This window comes from Streptomyces hypolithicus, assembly GCF_052934925.1.
In genome coordinates, this window is the sequence record NZ_JBRFMQ010000002.1 from 47,210 (window position 1) to 65,334 (window position 18,125).

An 18,125-nucleotide genomic window follows, 5' to 3' on the forward strand; every position below is an offset into this window, starting at 1 on the left:
ACCGCGCCCTGAGCGCGGCAGCGGGCCAGGCACGAACCGCACCACCCCACCCCGCGCAACAGCCTCGGGGACCAGCAACCCCGAGACCTGGAGGTCTTTCCGCATGAACAGCAACGACCCGAATCACGCACCCCTGCGCGATGTGGCGCAGAACCCGGAGGCAACCGCCCGGTACCTGGCCGACGTTCAGCGGGTCCTGCTGGACATCGGCAGGAACCTGGAGGCCCTCGCCCTGGAGACCCGCGTCCACTGCCGCAATACCAGCGTGGACGGCGACCGGTTCTACCACGCCCGACTGCGCGCCCTGCCCGTCGAGCGCGCCCTCCAGGGCGTGCTGAAGAGCGTGGAAGACGTCACCAAGGGCCTGGAGAAAAGCACGCACAAGCGCCGCGCCCACGATGAGGCAGTCTCGAATACCGCCACGAAGAGGAAGGAAAAGGAGCTGGAAAGGAAGCGGAAGAACGCCCCGTCGCTCCAGGCCGCTCCGCAGAATCCGCCGCAGCAGGGTGGACAGGGCCAGAATTCCGGCTATGGTGTTCCTACGTCGATTTACGACCTGGGTAACAGGGAGTCGGCGTGACGCGCCCCCTCAGCAGCGTCGAACGCTCACTTCAAGGGCGGAACGACTGGCTGCAGGAAGAAGAGCGCAAGGCGATCGAAAGTCGCGGCGAGATCGGCCGGATGGAATTCTGGCTCCGCCTCACTCGGTCCGCAATCACCAAGGAAGTCAAGGCCAATCGCGGCGATGTCATCGCCGGATTCACGATGGTCTGCCGCCTCTTCAAGCTCGTGGTGGAGAGGCGGGCCGCGGGCGACCCGCGACTGTTCGACCACCTGATGCAGTACGCGGACACCGTGCTCAAGCAGCACGGCCCGCGTAGCTGAACCCCCACCAACGAAGGCCCCGCCGGACTCCGGCGGGGCCTTCGCCTCGCGTAATGCGTGCACACGTGCACGTGCACACGCGTGCACACGAGACCCCACCATCTGTCAACCCCCTGAAGGGAGGTGCACCGTGTCCGACGAAACGGACGACACCGGTGGCGGAACCCTGGTCCAGGGCCCCTGGAGCGGCGATGCCACCTACACGCTGCCGCCGATCCCGGATTTCATCGACACCATTCCACCGCCGGAGGACATTCGCGCCGCGCCCCCGGAGTCGCCGGAAGAGACGACCATGCAATTGCCGACGATTCCGGCCGCGCCGGACCCGGCAATGGCGTTGCGCTCGGACGGAATTGCTCCGCCGGAAGCCGGAGAAGATGAAGGCGAATACGAGGAAGGCGAATACGTCCAGCCTCGTTCTCTCGCCGATCGTCTCGGTGACTGGCTGGAACTCCGGCTGGAAATGGCGCGGTACAACCACGAAAGCGAAGCGCCTTTCCGCGAGGCTGAAATAGCGCGGAAGGCGGCCCTGGTGATGGGCCGCACCGCGCAGGAAGTCGCGATGATGGAGCAGAACGGAAAGCTCCACACCGCGATGATGAAAGCGAAGGGCGACAAGGCGGCGGCACGCGGAAAGGCCGACGCGAGCCGCATGCAGTCCACCGGCTCCGGCCTGGGTGCGGACAAGGGCCGCTCGAAGGCCGGCGGTGGCGGCGGGTCCCCGCGCGGCGGGGGCGGCAGCGGCAGCGGGCCGTCCCGCAACAACTCGGGGTCCGGCTCGAAGCCCGGGGCGCGCGGCTCCAACTCCGGCGGATCCGCCGGGCGTTCGGGGTCCGGGGCGGCCGGGGGCGGCAAGGGCGGCTCGAAGGGCTCCGACCGGGGTTCCAGCGGCCGTACACCCGGTTCCGGGCGCGATGGGTCACCCAAGGGCTCGAAGGGCTCGCAGACGGGCTCTGGCGGCTCCGGCAAGGGCGGCGGCTCGAAGGGTGACGGCGGCCGGGCGCAGCACAACAGCCCGGCGTCCAACGCCCGTGCGGAGCGGGCCCGTGGCCGCGCCGATCGTGCCGGGGTCCGTCAGGCCGGGCGTCAGGAGCGGCGCAGCGCCGGGCACACCGCCGGTGTCGCCGACCGGGGCAAGAACCGGGACCAGGCGCGCGCCAACCGGCAGAAGGAGTGGGAGGACCGCCGGGCGAAGAAGGCGGAGCGGGATACGGCGCGGAAGGCGAAGCGGGAAGCCGCGGCGTCGGCCGACACCGGCCGCACCACGCTGGGCCAGGCCGTCGGTGAGGGAGCCCAGCGCCGCTGGGACAAGCGCCGCGCCGACGCGACGGCCGACAAGGCCAGCACGGAGAAGGTGAGCCTGACCAAGGACAAGGACAGCAAGGGAAAGGGCACCGACGGCAAGGACGACAAGACCGCCAAGGAAGCTCCGGACGGGGCCTCCAAGGCCGGAAAGGACACCCCGGCGGCCGGTGAGCCCGGCAAGGACGACAAGGCCGCTGACGGGGCGTCCGGCGACACGAAGAAGCGCCGCCGGTTCCGCCGCCGCGCCGGAGGTTCGGGCCGGGCCGGACGACGGGGTCGCACCCGCCGCACGGGCCGCACCGGACGTGCGGGGCGTGCCGGTCGTACGGCGGGTTCCGGTCGGCGCGGCCGGTCGGGCCGGTCGTCGCAGGGCCGGTTCGGACCGCCGCCCACCCCGACGGTGGAGTGGCCCGAGCACGAGACCCGCCCGCCGAAGCCCGCAGGCAAGACCGAGGACGACATCGTCGACGCGGACACCGTCCCCGACGCCCCCGCGGCCGTGACGACCGGCGTCAAGGGCCTGCCGCCCGCACCGGAGCCGCACACCGAGCGGCCCGCCACCAGCCGACCCACCAGCACCGAAGGGAGCAGCGTGAGCAGCGCACAGGTCAGCAAGCCGTCCGCACAGGGCAATCTCAGCGCCCAGCACCGCACGGACATCACGTTCGACGAGTTCTTGATGGAGATGGCGAACATCGCCATCCAGGCCGCCTCCGACCAGGAGCGCGCCGAAGCGCTGATGGAGGCGCTCGCCAAGGTCGCCGACGCGCTGCGGGACATGGCCGCCGACCTGGTCGGCGACCACAACATCTCCACCGCCGTCACCAACCTGATCACCGACCTCGCGGACTCCGCGGCCCGGATGAAGGAGCAGGCGCAGCGGTGCGCGGAACAGTGCGGCATCGCCAAGGAGGCCGCCAAGCTCGCGGCCACCCAGGTCGCCCGCGTCTACGGCCAGGACATGGCCGCCAAGGAAGACGCGGGCCTCAAGCACGCGTCGGCCGCCGCCCACCACGACTAGAACAACGAAGGGAATGGCGCTGATGAGCAGCGACCTCGCACCCCGCACTACCGGCGCGGCCCCGGCCCCGGCCGACGGCGACAACCGCTACAAGGCCGTGCAGAACAAGTTGGACAAGCTCGGCAAGGCCATGGACGACGCCACCCTCGAGCTGGAGTCGCTGCGGCGCAGCATGCAGGCCAACGCCACCCGCACCGAGAACGTCGCCCGCGACATCGAGAACGCCGGCCTGGACGGCAGGTTCGTGGAGGTGACCAACCTGGTGTCGGTCGCCCTGGGCGGCGCCGCGGTTCAGGTCAAGCGGCTGCACGACACCGCGCAGGAGACCGCCGACCTCACCCACGAGACCAAGAGCACCCACTCCAGGCTCTACGGGGCGCTGGACGACATCCGCTCCAACCGGCGTGAGAAGACCCCCAGGCCGGGCTTCTTCGACCGCTGACCCCACCCCTCCCCCACCCCGCCCCGGGCGGCCCCGCACTCCTGCGGGGCCGCCCGTCCCCATTCCCGAAGGAGCCCACGGTGTCCACGCCGCGCAGTGTCGTGCTCGAACGTCTCGCCTACACCCTCGCCGCGCCCGTGCTGGCCGTGGCCCCGAACCTCTACCCCGACCACCCCGTCAACCAGGTGATCCAGCTGGCCGGCGTCGCCGGGATCGGCGGCTGGTTCCTGGCCGCCAAGAGCGACGAGCACGGCGCCGGACGCAAGATCCTGCGCTGGTCCCCGCTGGTCCTGGCCGCCGCCATCGACACCGCCGCCGGACACACCACCGGCTTCGGCCCGTACGGGCTGGACGGACTGCTCGCCGCCGGATGGGCGGCGGTCGGCTACCTGGTGATGCCGTTCTCCCGGCACGCCCGCCGCCGCCACCGCCCGGCCCTCGCCGCCCCGGCCCCGCAGCTGGCGCCCGCCGAAGCCCCGGAGCCCGCTGAGGCGGCGGTGGCCGACGACGCCGACCTGCTCACCCGCGAGGTGCGGATGATGTGGGAGAACGCCGGGATGCCCGGCCGTACCCACGTCGTCAAGGCCACCCGGCACCCCGGGATGCGGCACGACATGACGATCCTGCTGCGCGCCTCGGAGACCGGGCGGCCGATCACCGGTCTGTCCGAGGTGGCCGTGGCCGCCCCGTTCGCTGTGCCCGCCAGCGACGTCGTCCTCCTGGACGTCGCGGTCCAGCCCGGCCGCCAGAGCGGGCCGGGCTGGCTGGAGGCCCGCATCACCCCCGATGCCAATGCCCGGCGCCGTACCAAGCCGACTCCCCAGGAGCGCTGGACGGACAAGGTCGGCTCCGCCAAGGGCGGTGCCCCCGGCTCCGAGCTGGTGCACCGCACCCGTGACGAGGTTCGCGGGGTCACCTTCTACCGGGCGAAGATGGCCGACTCCACCGCCAGCCCGCGCATCGACCTGGCCAAGGTCTGCCGCGGCTTGGGCCTGCCCGAGGACGACTCGTGCGTCTTCGTCCTCATCGACGGCACCGAGTTCCTCATCAGCGCCTTCGACAAGCCCCCGCTGTCCGCGATCTTCCCCGCCACCCGCGAGCTGCTGACCCCCGACGCCAAGGGCATGTACGTGTGCGGGTTCACCATCACCGGCCAGCCGGTGAAGAACATGGTGTACCAGCACGACAAGAACGCCGCAGCCCACGGCCTCATCCTCGGGGTGAGCCGCAGCGGGAAGACGCAGTTCTTCGCGATCAACATGGCCGCGCAGTCCCTGGACGGCCAGGTGGTGTGGCTCTCCACCGTCCGCAAGGACGAGAAGACGACCGTGCTCGGGAAGTACATCGACCGGCAGGGCTCGAACGCCCTGTGGATGGCCCGCTCGCTGCGCGCGGCGAAGGCGTTGTGCGAGATCAGGGCGGAGATGCCCTGGCCGCACGACGGGCAGCCGCACGACTACAAGCCGGGCGACTCCCGCTGCCCCTACCGGCAGCTGAACGTGTACGCGGATGAGTTCATGACCGCAGCCCAGGACAGCGACTTCGGCGAGTTCATCCAGACCGACGGCGATGACCTTACGGTCACCGGCCTCAAGTACGGCATCGGGTTCAACCCGGCCGGGCAGTCACCGTTCGCGCACAACGGGTTCTCCACCGAGATGAAGGACAACCTCCGCCAGAACAGCCGGCCGACCATCTTCAACATGGGTTCGCCCGGCGCCACCCGCAAGGCGGCGGAAGGCACCATGGAGAACGCCTACGACGTGCCGACCATCCCGGCCCGCTACGCCCAGCAGGAAGGTTCCGCGATCGAGCGGGCCATGCGCGGCGAGGCCGACCCGGAGAACGGCGTGAGCACCGGCGGCGTCGCCGTCATGGTCCTCGACAACGGCCGCGCGGTCCTCATGCGCTCGCTCTACGCGGACTTCGACACCGACCTGGCCACCCTGTTTCCCGACGACGTCAACCACCTCACCGACCACGAGATCAGTGAGCTGGAGAAGCGTGGCCTGTGGTTCGACTGGAACGAGCCCGTGCGGCCCGGCGAATTCTGGCCCGAGCCCACGGACGACGACGACGGCGGCGGCTCTCGCCGTCGCGGTGGCGGGGGCGGCAAGGGCGGTGGCGGCAAGCGCGGCACCAAGTCCGGGAGCAGCCGCGAGTCCCAGGTCGTCTCGCCCCGCCAGGCGCTGGAGGCCATCAAGAGCCTCAACAACGCCTGATCACCATCCCATCACCGGCGGGGGCCGGCCTGCCCGAGCAGGCCGGCCCCCGCCCGACCTCATGAAGGAAGACCTCCGTCGTGGCCCTTTCCATCTCCGCCGCCGTGCTGCTGGGCATCATCGTGTTCGTCCTGCTCAAGGGCGGCTACGTCCGCGTCGGCTCCGCCGCGGCCTGCGCCCTGTTCGGCTTCACCCTCGCCGCGACCGGCCTCGCCCCGGCGATCAACACCGGCCTCGCCTCGCTCGCCGGACTGCTCGCCAGCCTGTAGGTCAGTCGGCGGGCGTCCACGGGCTGTAGGGAGTCGTGCTCGTGCCCCCGCAGGACCAGCAGTCGAAGTCCTCGGGGTCCTCGAACCGGTTTCCCCAGAACCCCGTGCGCGGGCAGAACACCACATTCTCCTCGTCGCACCAGCCGCACACGAATAAGAAGTTCATCCTGGCCTCTCCCCTGTCCGGCCCGCCTGCGTACAGGCTGCCCGCCCCGCGCGCGTAACGGCAACAACGCTTCGCTGTGGGCGAGTTGCAACAGACCCGGCCGCGCACCTCACCTCCCTGCCCAACGGACGTCACCGACATCCCCTTTCGGTGGCGCCCGTTGCCGTGCCCTGCCTGGAGCGCCGATGCCTCACACCACGCTCTCCCCCGCCCCGACCACCCCCGCCACCGCGCCGCCGGCGGCCCTGTCCCTCGAGGAACGCCTGGCGTTCATCAACGCGGCGATGACCGTCCGGCTGGAGGAAGCCGGCGTCGCCTACGAGGTCAACACCGCCCACATCGACATCGAGCCCGTGGACCTGGCCGACGTCGTCACCCTCCCGCTGACCCCCACGCTCCAGCCGCCGACGCCCTACCCGACTCCGGTCGCCGCCGTTCTGCAGCGCGCGCACCACCGCCTGCTCACCGGCGGCTGGTGCTCCGGCGCCCTGGTCGACGAGGCCGGGGCCCGCTGCATGCTCGGAGCCATCCGGATCGAGGCCCGCGGCAACAGCGGCGTGGAAGCCGACGCCGCCGCCGTCGTCCTGGACGCGATCCGCCGCAAGTTCGGCGACCACGTCGACTCCGTGCCCGGCTTCAACGACAGCTGGGCAGACGGCCGCCACCCCCTGCGGATGCTCGACCAGGCCGCCGACCTCGCCGACACCCGCGGCCTCTGAATCCCTACTCCGGACCACCTGCCTCGCACCCGAACCCACGCGGTCGGATGCGGGCCAGGCCCTCCGGCTTCTTTACGCCGTAAAGAACGGCCGCCTGCGCACCACCAGCCCTCACACGATCCCGATCAAGGAGCGCCCCGCCATGCAGTCCGACGACAAGCCCGTCAACGGCCAGCACCACCCGCACAGCCCGAGCTTCCTCGACCTGCTCGACCAGACACCCCCGCCCGCCGACCCGCCGGCCGCCCCGGGCACGCCGCGCTTCGCCCGGCTGCGCACGGCGTGGGACGCCTCCTGGGAGGAGGGCGGCTTCCTGCACGGGCGGTGGGAGGAACTGCGCCAGGCCCCGCAGGCCGGATGGCACCTCATGGCCAACTGGATCAAGGCGCTGCTGGTCCTCACCGGCGTGTGCGCGCTCATCATCCTGCTGGACACCGCAGGCGACATCTTCGACGCCGCCCTGAGCCGCCTGGCCGACACGGTCCCCGCGACCCGGGCCGGCACCACCGCCGCCAGCGAGCTGTGGGGCGTGGTCGACAACCCGATCCGCTCGTACATCACCCAGCACACCGCCGGCCTCAGCGTCAGCAGCTCCGCCGTCTACACCTTCTGGCAGATGGCGGGCTGGTTCGGCCTGATCGGCGGCTTCATCGGGAGCACCGGCGCTCGCATCACCTGGACCCTGTGGGGGGCGTCAAGCGCGGCCGCGGTGTGGTCCGCGGCTCCGGCCGACGGGCGCACCGTCGCCACCGGGATCGCCGTCCTCGCCTGGACCATCGCCTCCACCCTCGCCCTGCGCGGCCTGAGCCTGCGCCCGGTCGTCAACAACTTCATCCCGCCCGCCCCGGCCGCCCCGGTCTTCCAGCCCCACATCGAGATCCGGCCCGAGATCCACCTCCCCGCCCCGGCCCCCGCGCCCGACGACGACGCCCCCGACAACGTCCACCAGTTCCAGCGCTGACTCCGCCCGCTTCCCGTGTCCGGCGCGCCCGACCCGGGCGCGCCCTCCATCTGAACGGACCGCCATGAACCAGCTCTGGATCGGCACGTACCACGGACGCCACGACGACACGAAGGCCAAGATCACCGCCACCCGCGACGACGACACCGGCGATGACGCCCGCCCCGAGCCCTACGCCTGGGCCTGCACCTGCGGAGCCACCCGGGCCTTCGCCACGGGCTACGACCTGCACATCAGCGCCTGGCGTCACACCCACCCCACCCGGCTGGACCGGATGCGGCAGCGCGCCGCCCGCTACCGGCGCGCTCTGCGGTCCCGCCGCACCGGCTCGCTGGCCTCCTGACCTGTCGCCCTGCCTGGATCTCGGCCGCCCCCTCGCGGCGGCCGAGATCCTCACAGGCCGCCCGGCCTCAGCACCTCCCCGCTCCCGCAGTACGGCTGCGGACGACCCCAAGGAGAGAGATCGTCTTGGCGAAAGCGCCCCGCGTCATAGGTGTCCTCGCAGAGCCCGCCCCGCCCACGTGGTGGCGCGCCCACCGGCACCAGGTCTTCCTGGCCCTCGGGCTGATCGGCGGCTTCTACCTCTGCTCGCACACCAGCGACGCCGCGCCCCCTGCCGACCCGCCCCGGCCCGCGCACACCGTGCCCACCGAACGACCTCACAGCACCGCCACCGCACAGCGCTGAACACCACTTCGTGCGCCCACCACCCCGCACCGGGGCGGCGGGCGCACAGCCCTTCCCTGCCCGTTCGCCGACCGCCTGGAGGACTTCACCGTGCTGACACCCCGGCCCCGCCGCAGGATCGGACGCCCGCGCCCCACCCGCCCCGGACCCCGCTACCCGCGCAGCCCGCGCCAGATGCCCGGTGCTTGGGGCCGGTGATGCCCCGCCGTCCGAAGAAGCGCCGCCGCGAGATACGGCGGGTGCCGCGCAGCGCCGCGACCCTGCCGGAGCATGACCGGGGCGCTGTTCCCGAGGGCCTGGTCACCCGGCGCCAGCTCAGGGATATGGGCCTCAGTCCGGGCGGTAACGACGGCCCGGTCGCGATCCTGCGCTGCAAGTGGTGCTCGTACCGGCCTCAGTGGGCGTGCATCCACCCCACCCGCGGCTTCCTGCTCCGCGTCGACCTGGCCGTACCCAAGCGCGTGCCGACGCTCGCTCAGGAATGGGCGTTGGACCGGGCGATGGCCGCACGATCCACCTGCCCGGAATGTGAGCGCAGGTACTGGTTCTGCCTTCCTCTGCGCACCCAGGGCTGTTGCGACCCCTGCGACAAGGGCTACGAGCCCAGCCCCGACACCTACGTCACCACCCCGGCCGTCGCCGTACACCGGCTGGCCGCGTAGCGCGAGCCCCGTCCCGGCCGCACAGGCCGGGACGGGGGCACAGGCCGGGACGGCCGCAGCACCGGCAAAAGGCCGGCCGCCCGCTCCCTCACCCCTTCGAGATCAGGAGAAACCCAGCATGACGCATCGCCCCGCCACCTTCGCAGCCCTGCTCGGACTGACCCGCGCCGCCAGCGCGATCGGAGATTTTTGGATCCAGGACGACTTCTGCGCCCGCGTGAAGGGCGCCTCGGACGACCACCCGGTCACCTACGAGGACCCGGCCACCAAGGAGAAGACGACCCACGGAACGGCTGATGGCCGCTCCGCGTGCCTTCACCACTGCCTGACCTACACGGCCACGCAGGCGATCGTGGCCGGGGCCGGCGCCCGCGCGCTCGGCATCCGGGTCCACCCGGCCGCCGCCGCGGCCGCGCTCGCCCTGTCGTTCGCAACGCACTACGCCGCAGATCGCCGGGTTCCGGGCAAGGGTCTGCTGGAGAAGATCGCCACCAAGACCGGCAACGGCGGCTTCTACCAGCTGGCTTCCCACGGAATCAACGGGGCGTTCCACCTCGACTCCGCCTGGCACCACGGCTGGGAGACCGTCGCCGCGCTGATCGCCACCACCAAGGCGACCACGCGATGAGCGGCCGCACCCGTCTGGACCGTGTGCGCGGCTCGCTCGGCATCGCCCAGCTCGCCCTCCAGCAGATCGAGGACGAACTCACCGGCGAGGTCGGCGCCCAGGAGCTCGCGCAGATCCTGCGCGAGCTCCACCACGAGGACCACCGCCAGGACGGCGTCTTCGGCTCCCTCGCGCAGCTGCTCACGGTCGCCGGGCAGGCCGCCGGACGCATCGAGCCGGACCGCGACGGCGAGATGTCGTGCCCGCTGCACGAGGCCGCGGCCCTCATCACCGAGAACGCCGGACTCCAGACCTACTACGCCACCCGTGCTCTTGACCCGCAGGGAGAAACCGCATGAAGACCTTCCGCCTGGACAACGCGCTGCCCGTCGACACGACGATCCCGGATCCCTCGCTGGTCTGCCTGATCGGTGCGGCAGGTTCGGGCAAGAGCACGTGGGCGAGCACCTGGCCCGACACACAGGTCCTCGAGCTCGACAGGTTCAGGGCGATGGTCAGCGATGACGCGGGCTGCCAGGAATCGACGGCTGACGCCGTGTTCGCGCTCCAGGCCGTCCTGGAGGCCCGCCTCGCCCGCCGGGAGATGACGGTCATCGACGCGACGAACTGCGAGCAGTCCGTCCGCGCCGACCTGATCGCCACCGCCCGCCGCCACGGCGTGCCCACGGTCGCGCTGCTCGTTCCCACCCCGGCCTCCGTGTGCGTCGAACGCCAAGAAGGCCGGCCCGGGAACCGGCGCGTGCCCGAACTGGCGGTCCTTGCGCAGCACGCTGCCATGGTCGACGCGTTCTCCGGCCTGCCCGCCGAAGGGTTCGATCACGTCGTCGTCGCGGAGAACATCTACCGCCTCCAGGAACTGCTCCAGCGGCTCAGCGACGCCCGGCGCGCGGATCTCGGCTGGGACGGCGGCGAGGGCCTGGGCGACCGGCTCCTGGTCCGCCGATACTTCGGCCCCGAGATCCTGCCGATGTGGCGCTGGCGCGACGGCTCGGTCCTCGCCGACGGCGACCGCGTCGCGGAGATCCGGCTCGGAGCGGACCGCATCGTCCTTGCCCAGCGCAACGACGTCGACGGTGCGGGCGACGTCGGCTTCGAGGTCCTGGTGGGCTGCCCCTTCGACGACGAATGCGAAGGCCAGGCGTGGGCCCCGGTCTACAACGTCACCGACCTCCTGCGCGCCCTGACCGGCGAGCTGATGAACGACCCGGACGTGCGCTGCACCATCCACGGCCCGGACGACAACGACGACCAGGAGGACGACCCCGAGGGCCGCGCCGACCTCGAGGCGCAGGCCCTGGAAGCGATCAGCGGATGACGACCACGACCCCCGCGTGCGGGTGGGACCAGGCCGCCTTCCGGTGCGGCAGGTGCGGCACCGAGCAAACCGCCGCCACCGAGACCGACTACCTCAAGGCTGTCGGAGTTCACGGTGACGCCCACGCCGTGTGGGACCGCCTCAACTCCATCGAGCGCGACGGCCTCATCTCGATCCTGCGCACCATCCTGGCCGCGCCGGAACTCGCCGCGGAGCTCCTGGCCCTCGCCGACCGGCAGCCGGCCGGAGGCGAGGGCCGGTGAGCCGCGCCGCGAGGCGCCCGCACCCGCACCCGCTCACCCCGGCCGACCTCCCGGCCGGGGACGACTGGTCCCTCGGCTGCCCCGAGTGCCATCTGCCCATCCAGGGCGGGGGCGCCGGCCTCACCGCGCACCGCCGCACCGTCCACACCAACGCCGGTGACTCCCGTATCCCGATCACGGTCCGGCTCGACTTCTGACAAGGGGAAACCTCATGGCTGCTGTTCTGACCAAGGCCGACACCTTCGCCGCGCTCGACACCTGCTTCACCGCAGACCTCGCCGCCCTCATCGGCAGCGAACCGCCGCGCAGCCTCACCCCGACCCGATTCATCGACCTGGTCGAAGAGGTCCGCGATGTCCTCGCCGAGTCCCGCCTCGGCCACTTCCAGGACGCCAGCGAGGACCTGGACTGCGCCGCCACCTACCTCACCGACGCGCTGACCGAGCCCGACGCCGATCAGCCCGCGCTCCTGGCCCGTGCGCGGACCCACTTGCGCGACGGCATCGGGACAGCCAGCTGAACCTGCGCCTGAGTTGAGCGCACTCCGTGCCGCCCCGGGCCCCGCACTCGCGGGGCCCGGGGCGGTCGCGGTGGCCCCTCAACACAGAGAGGAGACGGACGTGCCGCTGCCCTACTTCGAGGTGGATGTCCCGATACGCAGCACCGAGGCACCCGGCCTGCACGGTCTGCATGTCTTCACCGGCCGGGCCGACAGCCGCAGCGCCGCCGTACGGATCGCGCACGAGGTCTACGACGCGGCACGCGCCGCACAGGAGGCCGGACGCGAGATCCCGCACGGACGGCCGGACGGCTGGGGCGCCTGCGGAGTCCGGCCCGGCTGGGAACTCGACTGGCCCGCCGCGACCGCCGGCCGCTGGACGAACCCCTACCGCTGGACCAAGCCCAGCACCTTCGAGTTGTAGCTCCGCCCCGGGACAGCCGCCCTGCTTGCCGGCTGACGGCTGCCCCGGGCCACCCATCCCGTACGAGACGAGAGGGAGACCTCAGTATGGACTCCGTCCTGCACGCTTCGGGCCGGTTCGGCCCGCGCACCCTTCTGATCACCACAGCCGCCGTGCCGCTGACCGGCTGGGTGGTGCACGCCGTCGCGCTGCACAAGAAGCTCGCTGCCACGAAGAAGGACCCGCTGACCGGGCTCTTGCGCCGCGACGCCTACACCGCCCGCGCCCGCCGGCTCCTGGCCCGCCACGGCGATGACACGGCCGTGGTCATGGTCGACGCCGACAGGTTCAAGCAGATCAACGACGGCCTGGGACACGCGGCGGGTGACACCGTCCTCGCGTCGTTCGGCGCCAGGCTCACCGCATGGGCGGGCCCGCGCGCCGCCGTGGGCAGGCTCGGAGGCGATGAGTTCGCCGTGGTCCTGGAGCTGGCCGCGGGCAACCGCGCGCAGCGCCTGGAGCAGCTGGTCCGGATGCTGTGCACGCCCGTCGTCCTGGACGACGGGACCACCGTCGATGTCGCCGCGTCGGTCGGCGCCGCGGCCCCGGCCTCGGTCGGCTCCCGCGACCTGACCGTGTTGCAGAGGGCCGCCGATGCCGCTCTCTACGACGGCAAGCACTCCGGCCGGGCAGTCCTCGCGACGGCGCAGCACATCACGGTGCCGTCCATCAACGGCCGCCGGGCCGGACGTCCGGGAACCAGCGTGTGGGGGCGAGCCGCGTGAGCGCCACGACCCTGCCCGAGGGCGACTGGATCCGCGGCATCAGCATCCGGCAGCCGTGGACCACCGCGATCCTGACCGGCGCGAAGACGATCGAGAACCGGCCCCGGCCGTGGCGGCCCGGCTGGGTGCTCCTGCACGCGGGCCTGCAGACCGACCGGCCCGCCCTGCGCCTGCCGCTGGTCGCCCGCACGATCCGCAGCCGCGAACTGGTGACCGGCGCCGTGGTCGGCGTCGCGCGCATCACCGACTGCCACCAGGACCCCGACGGCTCCCCGCCCTGTACCGAGTGGGCGCAGCCCGAGGCGTGGCACCTGGTGCTCACCGACGTCCAGGAGCTCGCCCTACCCGTCCCCATCGGCGGGCAGCTCGGTCCCTGGAAGCCGACACCGGACCTGTTGGAGCAGGTGCTCCAGCAGTTGCCCGACCTGCGGCCGTGACCCGCAAGCGAGCCAGGGAACCGCTGTGGGAGCCGGGCCTGATCCCGCTCCCCGGCGGCCTCCTGGACTGGCGCGATGCCCGGCACTACGACCGCTGGCAGCACCGCCCCTGCGCCTTGTGCGAGAAGCCCACACCGCTGCGCTCCCACGCAGGGGAGCCCTCTCACAAGTTCTGCGCCGAATCCTGGATCGCTGCCAACCCGACCGAGGCCCGTCTCGGGAGGTTCGCCTCCGACACCCAGCCCAAGCGCCGGCGCGACGACAACCACTCCTGACATCCCACCCGGAGGCTCCCATGAGCAGCACTCCGCAGGACGACGTCGATCCCACCCTCGCCTATCCCGAGCCGCCCGCTTCCCCGCTCTGGCACCGCCACGGCGCGAAGGCCCGGCCGCTCACCGACGCCCAGAAGAAGCGCAACTGCGAGCTCCTGCTGCTCGCCCAGCGCACGCCCCGCGCCAGCACCGCGTAGAGGAGCCGCCGTGTTCACCGACATGAAAGAGGCCCTCGAAGCGGAGGCCCTCGAACTCACCCCCACAAGCGGCGGCCAGAGTGCCGCCGCCTCCCTGGTGGTCGCCCACCAGGCCCGCGACAAGGACGACCTCGCCGACCTCCTGGGCGCGCTCGGGCTGCCCTGCGGCGAGGACGACCTCGTCACCCTGCTCCCCCACCTGAACGCCCCCGACACCCCGACGACCGGAGACACGATGCCCGCCAACGCCTTCACCGCCACCGCCGCCTCCATGCTGAACAACGGCGACAGCCCCGCCCACGTCCGCGAGACCCTCGGACTGTCGGAGGGTGAACTGGCCGAAGCCCTCCAGCACACCGACGCCTCCACCCCGGACACCGGCACCGACGCCCCTCAGGCGGCCGGCCCCGCGTCCGACGGTCCGATGGACAGCGACGGGATCGAGGCCATGCTCTCCTGGGCGAAGGACCACCCGGCCGCCGTCATCCGCAACAAGGCCGCCCGCATCCGCAGCGACCTCTCCGAGCTGACCGCACGGCGCGAGAGCGACGACGCCCAGCGCGAGGCCGAAGAGCGCGTCGCCAAGCTCAAGGCAGAACTGGAACAGGCACAGGAAACGCTGCGCACGGTGAAGGCCGGCGGCCGTCCCACGGCGCCCGCCGCAGCACCCGCGCCGACCACCGGCACCAAGCGCAGCAAGGAGCAACTGGCCGCGATCCGGACGTGGGCGCGCGCAGGCGGCCACCAGGTCGCCGACACGGGCAACCCCGCCAAGGCCGTCCTGGACGCGTACGACGCCGCCCACCGCACCACCACCCTGGCGGAGGCGAGCTGATGGACACCAAGCCCTCCACCATCGACGGCTTCCTCTACACCGTCCCCACCCCCGGCGCCCGGCCGGGAACCGCCCAGTTCGAGCTGATCTCCTCACCCACCGACGACCCCGCCGACGACACGGTGTTCTCCTGCACGACCGAAGAGCCCCGCATCGCCGACGCACTGCTCACCGAGATACAGCCCGGCGAGCCCGAGGATCAGGCCGTTGTCGACGGGTTCCGCGCGATGCTCGCCGCGGTACGCAATCCGGAGCCCTGGACGCCCGGCCGGTCCCTGGACGTCGCCGTGCGCATCGGGCCGTTCGTCGAACGGGCTCACCCCCGGCCCGGAGACGACTACGGCCCCGAGATGATCGCCGTTGCCCTGGTCCACCCCGACACCCCGCACGCCGCCGCCTACCTCCACGGCCGCCAGCTCGGCTACACCGAACGCGGCTGGCTGCGCTGCGAGACCACCGCGATCCTCGGCACCTGGCAGCCGGGCTACGCGATGCTCACCCACGCCGCCGCGAACCTCCCCCTGCCCGACGACATCGGCATGGACCTCGCGCACTACGCCCTCTACATCGAGGCCCGCAGCCGCGACGACAGCCGCGACGGCTTCACCTTGCTGCGCCTCGGCCCGTACACCCAGACCCGCCACGCCCAGCAGGACTACGACCGGCTCACCGCCGCGCTGGACGGACGGGAGACCACCATCGTGCCCGGCTACCGCGTCTCCGCGCGGTACGCGCCGTTCGACGTCGGCGACCACCAGCTGTTCGCCGACCCGTACGAGGCCGACGCCGCGGCGCTCCTGGACGCCGCCGTCGCGGGGGTGAGCGCATGACCGCCGCCCTCCCCATCCCCGGCGCACCCGCGACCTGGGCGTCCTGACGCCCCCGAACACCCCGAGGCCCGTACCCCCTGCGAATGCCGCAGCAGGAGGTACGGGCCTTTTGTGTTTTACGGCCCGGAGGCCGGGTGACGTCACGACCGTTTCCCAAATTTGGGAAACAGGGACCGCTACGCTGCCTCCCGTAGGCGCAGGTCAACGCCACGCCTCCCACCATGTGATTTGCCTGGAGGGTGCCTGAGCAGCGACGATCCGGCGCGGAAGTGAACGTATAGGTGGAGGTTGGCGTGGACGCAGTCGCGAACTACTCGGAGAAGGGGGGCGTCGGGAAGACGAGCAACTCCGCAGGCATGGTGGCCGAAGCTGCTGAACGCGGATTGAACGTACTCGCCGTCGACCTCGATCCCCGGGCCACGCTCACCGAAGAACTCGGAGTCAAGGACCCGCGCTTCACGCTCAACGACCTCCTCTACATCGACCCCGAGGCCGACACGCCTCCTGGCGACCCGGCCGAACTGATCCACGACGCGATCGTGCGGGCGGGCGAGGGTTGGCCCTCCAACGTCTGGGTGCTTCCCTCCGAACGCCCCCTCGGCCGCCGCGAGACCGACTCCACCATGTTCGAGGCACGGCTGCGCCGGGCCCTGGAAGGGCTAGAAGGAGAGATCGACCTCGCCGTGATGGACGTACCGCCGCGAGCGGGCGGAAAGCTCGCCACCTGTGCGCTCATCGCAGCGAAGAAGGTCCTCATCCCAGCCACCCTGACCGCCGATGGCCGACTCGGAGCCGAGCAGGCGCTCCGCACCATCCGGTTCGTCAGCGCGCCCGGCAGCGGGATGAACGAGGGGCTGGAGATCGCCGGGGTGGTGAGGAGCATCCTGCCGAAGAAGGACGACATGCGCGCCGTCAATCACTTCGTCAACGGGCAGCTCGTGGAAACCTTCGGCGACAAGGTGCTCGAACACCTCACAGCTGATGAGGGGCATTACCCGGGAATCGTCAGCTACTCCGTACGGGAGGAGTGCCGGGTCGCCTGCACGCCGATCACCGCCGCTCCCGGCCGCGAGGCCAAGAAGCTCCGCGGCTGGTACGGGCAGATCCTGGACCACGTACTCACACCGAAGGGCGCCTGATGGCTTCCAAACTGCTCCAGAAGGCCGCAGCTTCTGCACCCCCCGCGAAGGCTGGACGCGGTGGCCTCCAGAAGGCCGCGGACCGAGCCGATCCTGCTGACACACCTGCCAGTCTCGTCCCGCTGCCGCGCGCCGCACATGAGGGCACCGCCGTCGAACGCCTGGCTGTGCTGGAAGGCATCATCGGCAAGGCTCAAGACAATGCGGAACTCACCGTTCGGCAAGCGAAGGACAAGTTCAGCCGGGAGGCCGGCCCCGCCCTGGCGCTCATCCATGACGACGAACTATGGCGTCCGGAGTACGAGAACTTCGTCGACTACGTGAAGCGTCGGTGGGACTACTCCTCCACTCACGGCTACCTCCTGGTCGCCACGGCCAAGGTGCAGAAGGCGCTCCCGGAAGGAGCGAGCGCCAACACCGGGCACGTCCAGGTCCTCGCGCCAGTGCTTCGACACAACGGCCTGGAAGCCGTCAGCGAAGCCTGGGGAAAGTCCGACAAGAGAAACGGACAGCCCACTGCGGCGGCCCTCAAGGCAGCCGTCGACGATCTCGGGTACGGCAACCCGAAGAAGGCCATCCAGGGCGAGGTGCTCAGCAGCACCAACCACCCGGCCACCACGCCGAGCGCGCTGGGACAGCTGGAGAACGCCGTGGCCCTCGCCAAGAAGCACCTGACTCGAGGACTGGTGAAGAAGGCGTTCGAGGAGAACCCGGAAGAGACCCGCCGTCTTGCTGAGGAGATCGCTTCCTGGGCGTCCACGGTGACGAAGGCCGCCCCCCAGTAGTGCTGAGGTCCCAGGGCCAGTTTCCCAAATTTGGGAAACTGGCCCTGCTGTGTGTTCGGGTGCGCAGTATTCGCACGGCACGGTCAACTCTCGTAGCGGGCGTGCATCATGTCCGCCCACTCCTGCGCTCGGGCCATATCGCCAGCGCAGGGGTAGCAGTGAGGAACCGTTGAGGTCCGCGTGGGCTGAAGCCGCTGATGTGATCGGACCTCGACGGTCTCCCGCAGCGTGAGGGGACGTAGGCACAGCGGGCAGAGGTCTCCGTGGAACAGTTCGTAGGTCATGCGGCGGACTGTGCACCCGGCGCCGGCTTACCGTCTCGGGCTGCTGCGGCGGCCCGCCTGGCGGGCGCTCCGGTAAAGACTTGGTGATGGCCTCCCGCCCGGCGGGAAGGA

27 protein-coding genes are annotated in these 18,125 nt (G+C 71.4%); 26 read left to right on the top strand and 1 reads right to left on the bottom strand.

What is annotated here, in order from left to right:
* Positions 1–103: 103 nt before the first annotated feature.
* From ACU6WZ_RS28705 to ACU6WZ_RS28730, 6 genes are all read left to right on the top strand, one after another.
* Positions 104–580, top strand: a complete 477-nt coding sequence (locus tag ACU6WZ_RS28705; RefSeq protein WP_447034424.1) for a hypothetical protein — start codon at positions 104–106, stop codon at positions 578–580.
* Positions 577–885, top strand: coding sequence for a hypothetical protein (locus tag ACU6WZ_RS28710; RefSeq protein WP_447034425.1), 309 nt, complete (start codon positions 577–579; stop codon positions 883–885). Before ACU6WZ_RS28705 ends, ACU6WZ_RS28710 begins: the two co-directional genes overlap by 4 nt.
* Positions 886–1,015: 130 nt before the next feature.
* Entirely contained in the window at positions 1,016–3,211 is a 2,196-nt protein-coding gene (locus ACU6WZ_RS28715) for an ATP/GTP-binding protein (RefSeq protein WP_447034426.1), read from the top strand.
* Positions 3,212–3,233: 22 nt separating this feature from the next.
* Complete coding sequence (locus tag ACU6WZ_RS28720) at positions 3,234–3,653, top strand: conjugal transfer protein TraB (protein WP_447034428.1); 420 nt, start codon at positions 3,234–3,236, stop codon at positions 3,651–3,653.
* Between the two features lie 80 nt (positions 3,654–3,733).
* Positions 3,734–5,875: a chromosome segregation protein ParM gene (locus ACU6WZ_RS28725; RefSeq protein WP_447034430.1), complete on the top strand. Its 2,142-nt coding sequence runs from the start codon at positions 3,734–3,736 to the stop codon at positions 5,873–5,875.
* A gap of 80 nt (positions 5,876–5,955) precedes the next feature.
* Positions 5,956–6,144, top strand: a complete 189-nt coding sequence (locus ACU6WZ_RS28730) for a hypothetical protein (RefSeq protein WP_447034432.1) — start codon at positions 5,956–5,958, stop codon at positions 6,142–6,144.
* 1 nt (position 6,145) lies between these two features.
* On the opposite strand, the gene ACU6WZ_RS28735 is transcribed toward ACU6WZ_RS28730, so the two are convergent.
* On the bottom strand, positions 6,146–6,310 hold the full coding sequence (locus tag ACU6WZ_RS28735; RefSeq protein WP_447034434.1) for a hypothetical protein: 165 nt from the start codon (positions 6,308–6,310) through the stop codon (positions 6,146–6,148).
* Positions 6,311–6,495: 185 nt separating this feature from the next.
* Here ACU6WZ_RS28735 and ACU6WZ_RS28740 point away from each other — a divergent pair, with 185 nt between their 5' ends.
* From ACU6WZ_RS28740 to ACU6WZ_RS28835, 20 genes are all read left to right on the top strand, one after another.
* Entirely contained in the window at positions 6,496–7,029 is a 534-nt protein-coding gene (locus ACU6WZ_RS28740) for a DUF6197 family protein (protein ID WP_447034435.1), read from the top strand.
* 142 nt (positions 7,030–7,171) lie between these two features.
* Complete coding sequence (locus ACU6WZ_RS28745) at positions 7,172–7,990, top strand: hypothetical protein (RefSeq protein WP_447034436.1); 819 nt, start codon at positions 7,172–7,174, stop codon at positions 7,988–7,990.
* Positions 7,991–8,054: 64 nt separating this feature from the next.
* On the top strand, positions 8,055–8,333 hold the full coding sequence (locus tag ACU6WZ_RS28750; protein WP_447034438.1) for a hypothetical protein: 279 nt from the start codon (positions 8,055–8,057) through the stop codon (positions 8,331–8,333).
* Between the two features lie 125 nt (positions 8,334–8,458).
* Positions 8,459–8,677 (top strand): hypothetical protein, encoded by a 219-nt coding sequence (locus ACU6WZ_RS28755; protein ID WP_447034440.1) that lies wholly within the window; start codon positions 8,459–8,461, stop codon positions 8,675–8,677.
* A 197-nt stretch (positions 8,678–8,874) separates the two neighbouring features.
* Positions 8,875–9,339: an RRQRL motif-containing zinc-binding protein gene (locus tag ACU6WZ_RS28760; RefSeq protein ID WP_447034441.1), complete on the top strand. Its 465-nt coding sequence runs from the start codon at positions 8,875–8,877 to the stop codon at positions 9,337–9,339.
* Positions 9,340–9,457: 118 nt separating this feature from the next.
* Positions 9,458–9,967 carry a hypothetical protein gene (locus tag ACU6WZ_RS28765; protein WP_447034442.1) on the top strand — a complete coding sequence of 170 codons (510 nt, stop codon included), beginning with the start codon at positions 9,458–9,460 and terminating at the stop codon, positions 9,965–9,967.
* Positions 9,964–10,305 (top strand): hypothetical protein, encoded by a 342-nt coding sequence (locus tag ACU6WZ_RS28770; RefSeq protein WP_447034444.1) that lies wholly within the window; start codon positions 9,964–9,966, stop codon positions 10,303–10,305. The genes ACU6WZ_RS28765 and ACU6WZ_RS28770 overlap by 4 nt, the downstream gene beginning before the upstream one ends.
* On the top strand, positions 10,302–11,282 hold the full coding sequence (locus ACU6WZ_RS28775; RefSeq protein WP_447034446.1) for an AAA family ATPase: 981 nt from the start codon (positions 10,302–10,304) through the stop codon (positions 11,280–11,282). The genes ACU6WZ_RS28770 and ACU6WZ_RS28775 overlap by 4 nt, the downstream gene beginning before the upstream one ends.
* Complete coding sequence (locus tag ACU6WZ_RS28780; RefSeq protein ID WP_434600227.1) at positions 11,279–11,545, top strand: hypothetical protein; 267 nt, start codon at positions 11,279–11,281, stop codon at positions 11,543–11,545. Before ACU6WZ_RS28775 ends, ACU6WZ_RS28780 begins: the two co-directional genes overlap by 4 nt.
* Positions 11,542–11,742 carry a hypothetical protein gene (locus tag ACU6WZ_RS28785; protein WP_434600229.1) on the top strand — a complete coding sequence of 67 codons (201 nt, stop codon included), beginning with the start codon at positions 11,542–11,544 and terminating at the stop codon, positions 11,740–11,742. Before ACU6WZ_RS28780 ends, ACU6WZ_RS28785 begins: the two co-directional genes overlap by 4 nt.
* Positions 11,743–11,756: 14 nt before the next feature.
* On the top strand, positions 11,757–12,065 hold the full coding sequence (locus ACU6WZ_RS28790; RefSeq protein WP_434600231.1) for a hypothetical protein: 309 nt from the start codon (positions 11,757–11,759) through the stop codon (positions 12,063–12,065).
* A gap of 100 nt (positions 12,066–12,165) precedes the next feature.
* Positions 12,166–12,468: a hypothetical protein gene (locus ACU6WZ_RS28795; protein ID WP_434600232.1), complete on the top strand. Its 303-nt coding sequence runs from the start codon at positions 12,166–12,168 to the stop codon at positions 12,466–12,468.
* An 86-nt stretch (positions 12,469–12,554) separates the two neighbouring features.
* A complete protein-coding gene (locus ACU6WZ_RS28800) occupies positions 12,555–13,232 on the top strand; it encodes a GGDEF domain-containing protein (protein WP_434600234.1) in 678 nt (225 codons plus the stop codon).
* Complete coding sequence (locus tag ACU6WZ_RS28805) at positions 13,229–13,669, top strand: ASCH domain-containing protein (RefSeq protein ID WP_434600236.1); 441 nt, start codon at positions 13,229–13,231, stop codon at positions 13,667–13,669. The genes ACU6WZ_RS28800 and ACU6WZ_RS28805 overlap by 4 nt, the downstream gene beginning before the upstream one ends.
* The gene (locus tag ACU6WZ_RS28810) at positions 13,666–13,944 is read left to right on the top strand and encodes a hypothetical protein (RefSeq protein ID WP_434600237.1); all 279 of its coding nucleotides are present in this window, start codon (positions 13,666–13,668) and stop codon (positions 13,942–13,944) included. The genes ACU6WZ_RS28805 and ACU6WZ_RS28810 overlap by 4 nt, the downstream gene beginning before the upstream one ends.
* 20 nt (positions 13,945–13,964) lie before the next feature.
* Entirely contained in the window at positions 13,965–14,141 is a 177-nt protein-coding gene (locus tag ACU6WZ_RS28815) for a hypothetical protein (RefSeq protein WP_434600239.1), read from the top strand.
* Positions 14,142–14,151: 10 nt separating this feature from the next.
* The gene (locus tag ACU6WZ_RS28820) at positions 14,152–14,976 is read left to right on the top strand and encodes an Lsr2 family DNA-binding protein (RefSeq protein WP_434600241.1); all 825 of its coding nucleotides are present in this window, start codon (positions 14,152–14,154) and stop codon (positions 14,974–14,976) included.
* Complete coding sequence (locus ACU6WZ_RS28825) at positions 14,976–15,806, top strand: hypothetical protein (protein ID WP_447034448.1); 831 nt, start codon at positions 14,976–14,978, stop codon at positions 15,804–15,806. Before ACU6WZ_RS28820 ends, ACU6WZ_RS28825 begins: the two co-directional genes overlap by 1 nt.
* 293 nt (positions 15,807–16,099) lie before the next feature.
* Positions 16,100–16,945, top strand: coding sequence for a ParA family protein (locus tag ACU6WZ_RS28830; protein ID WP_434600243.1), 846 nt, complete (start codon positions 16,100–16,102; stop codon positions 16,943–16,945).
* A complete protein-coding gene (locus tag ACU6WZ_RS28835; protein WP_434600244.1) occupies positions 16,945–17,730 on the top strand; it encodes a hypothetical protein in 786 nt (261 codons plus the stop codon). Before ACU6WZ_RS28830 ends, ACU6WZ_RS28835 begins: the two co-directional genes overlap by 1 nt.
* Positions 17,731–18,125: the final 395 nt, after the last annotated feature.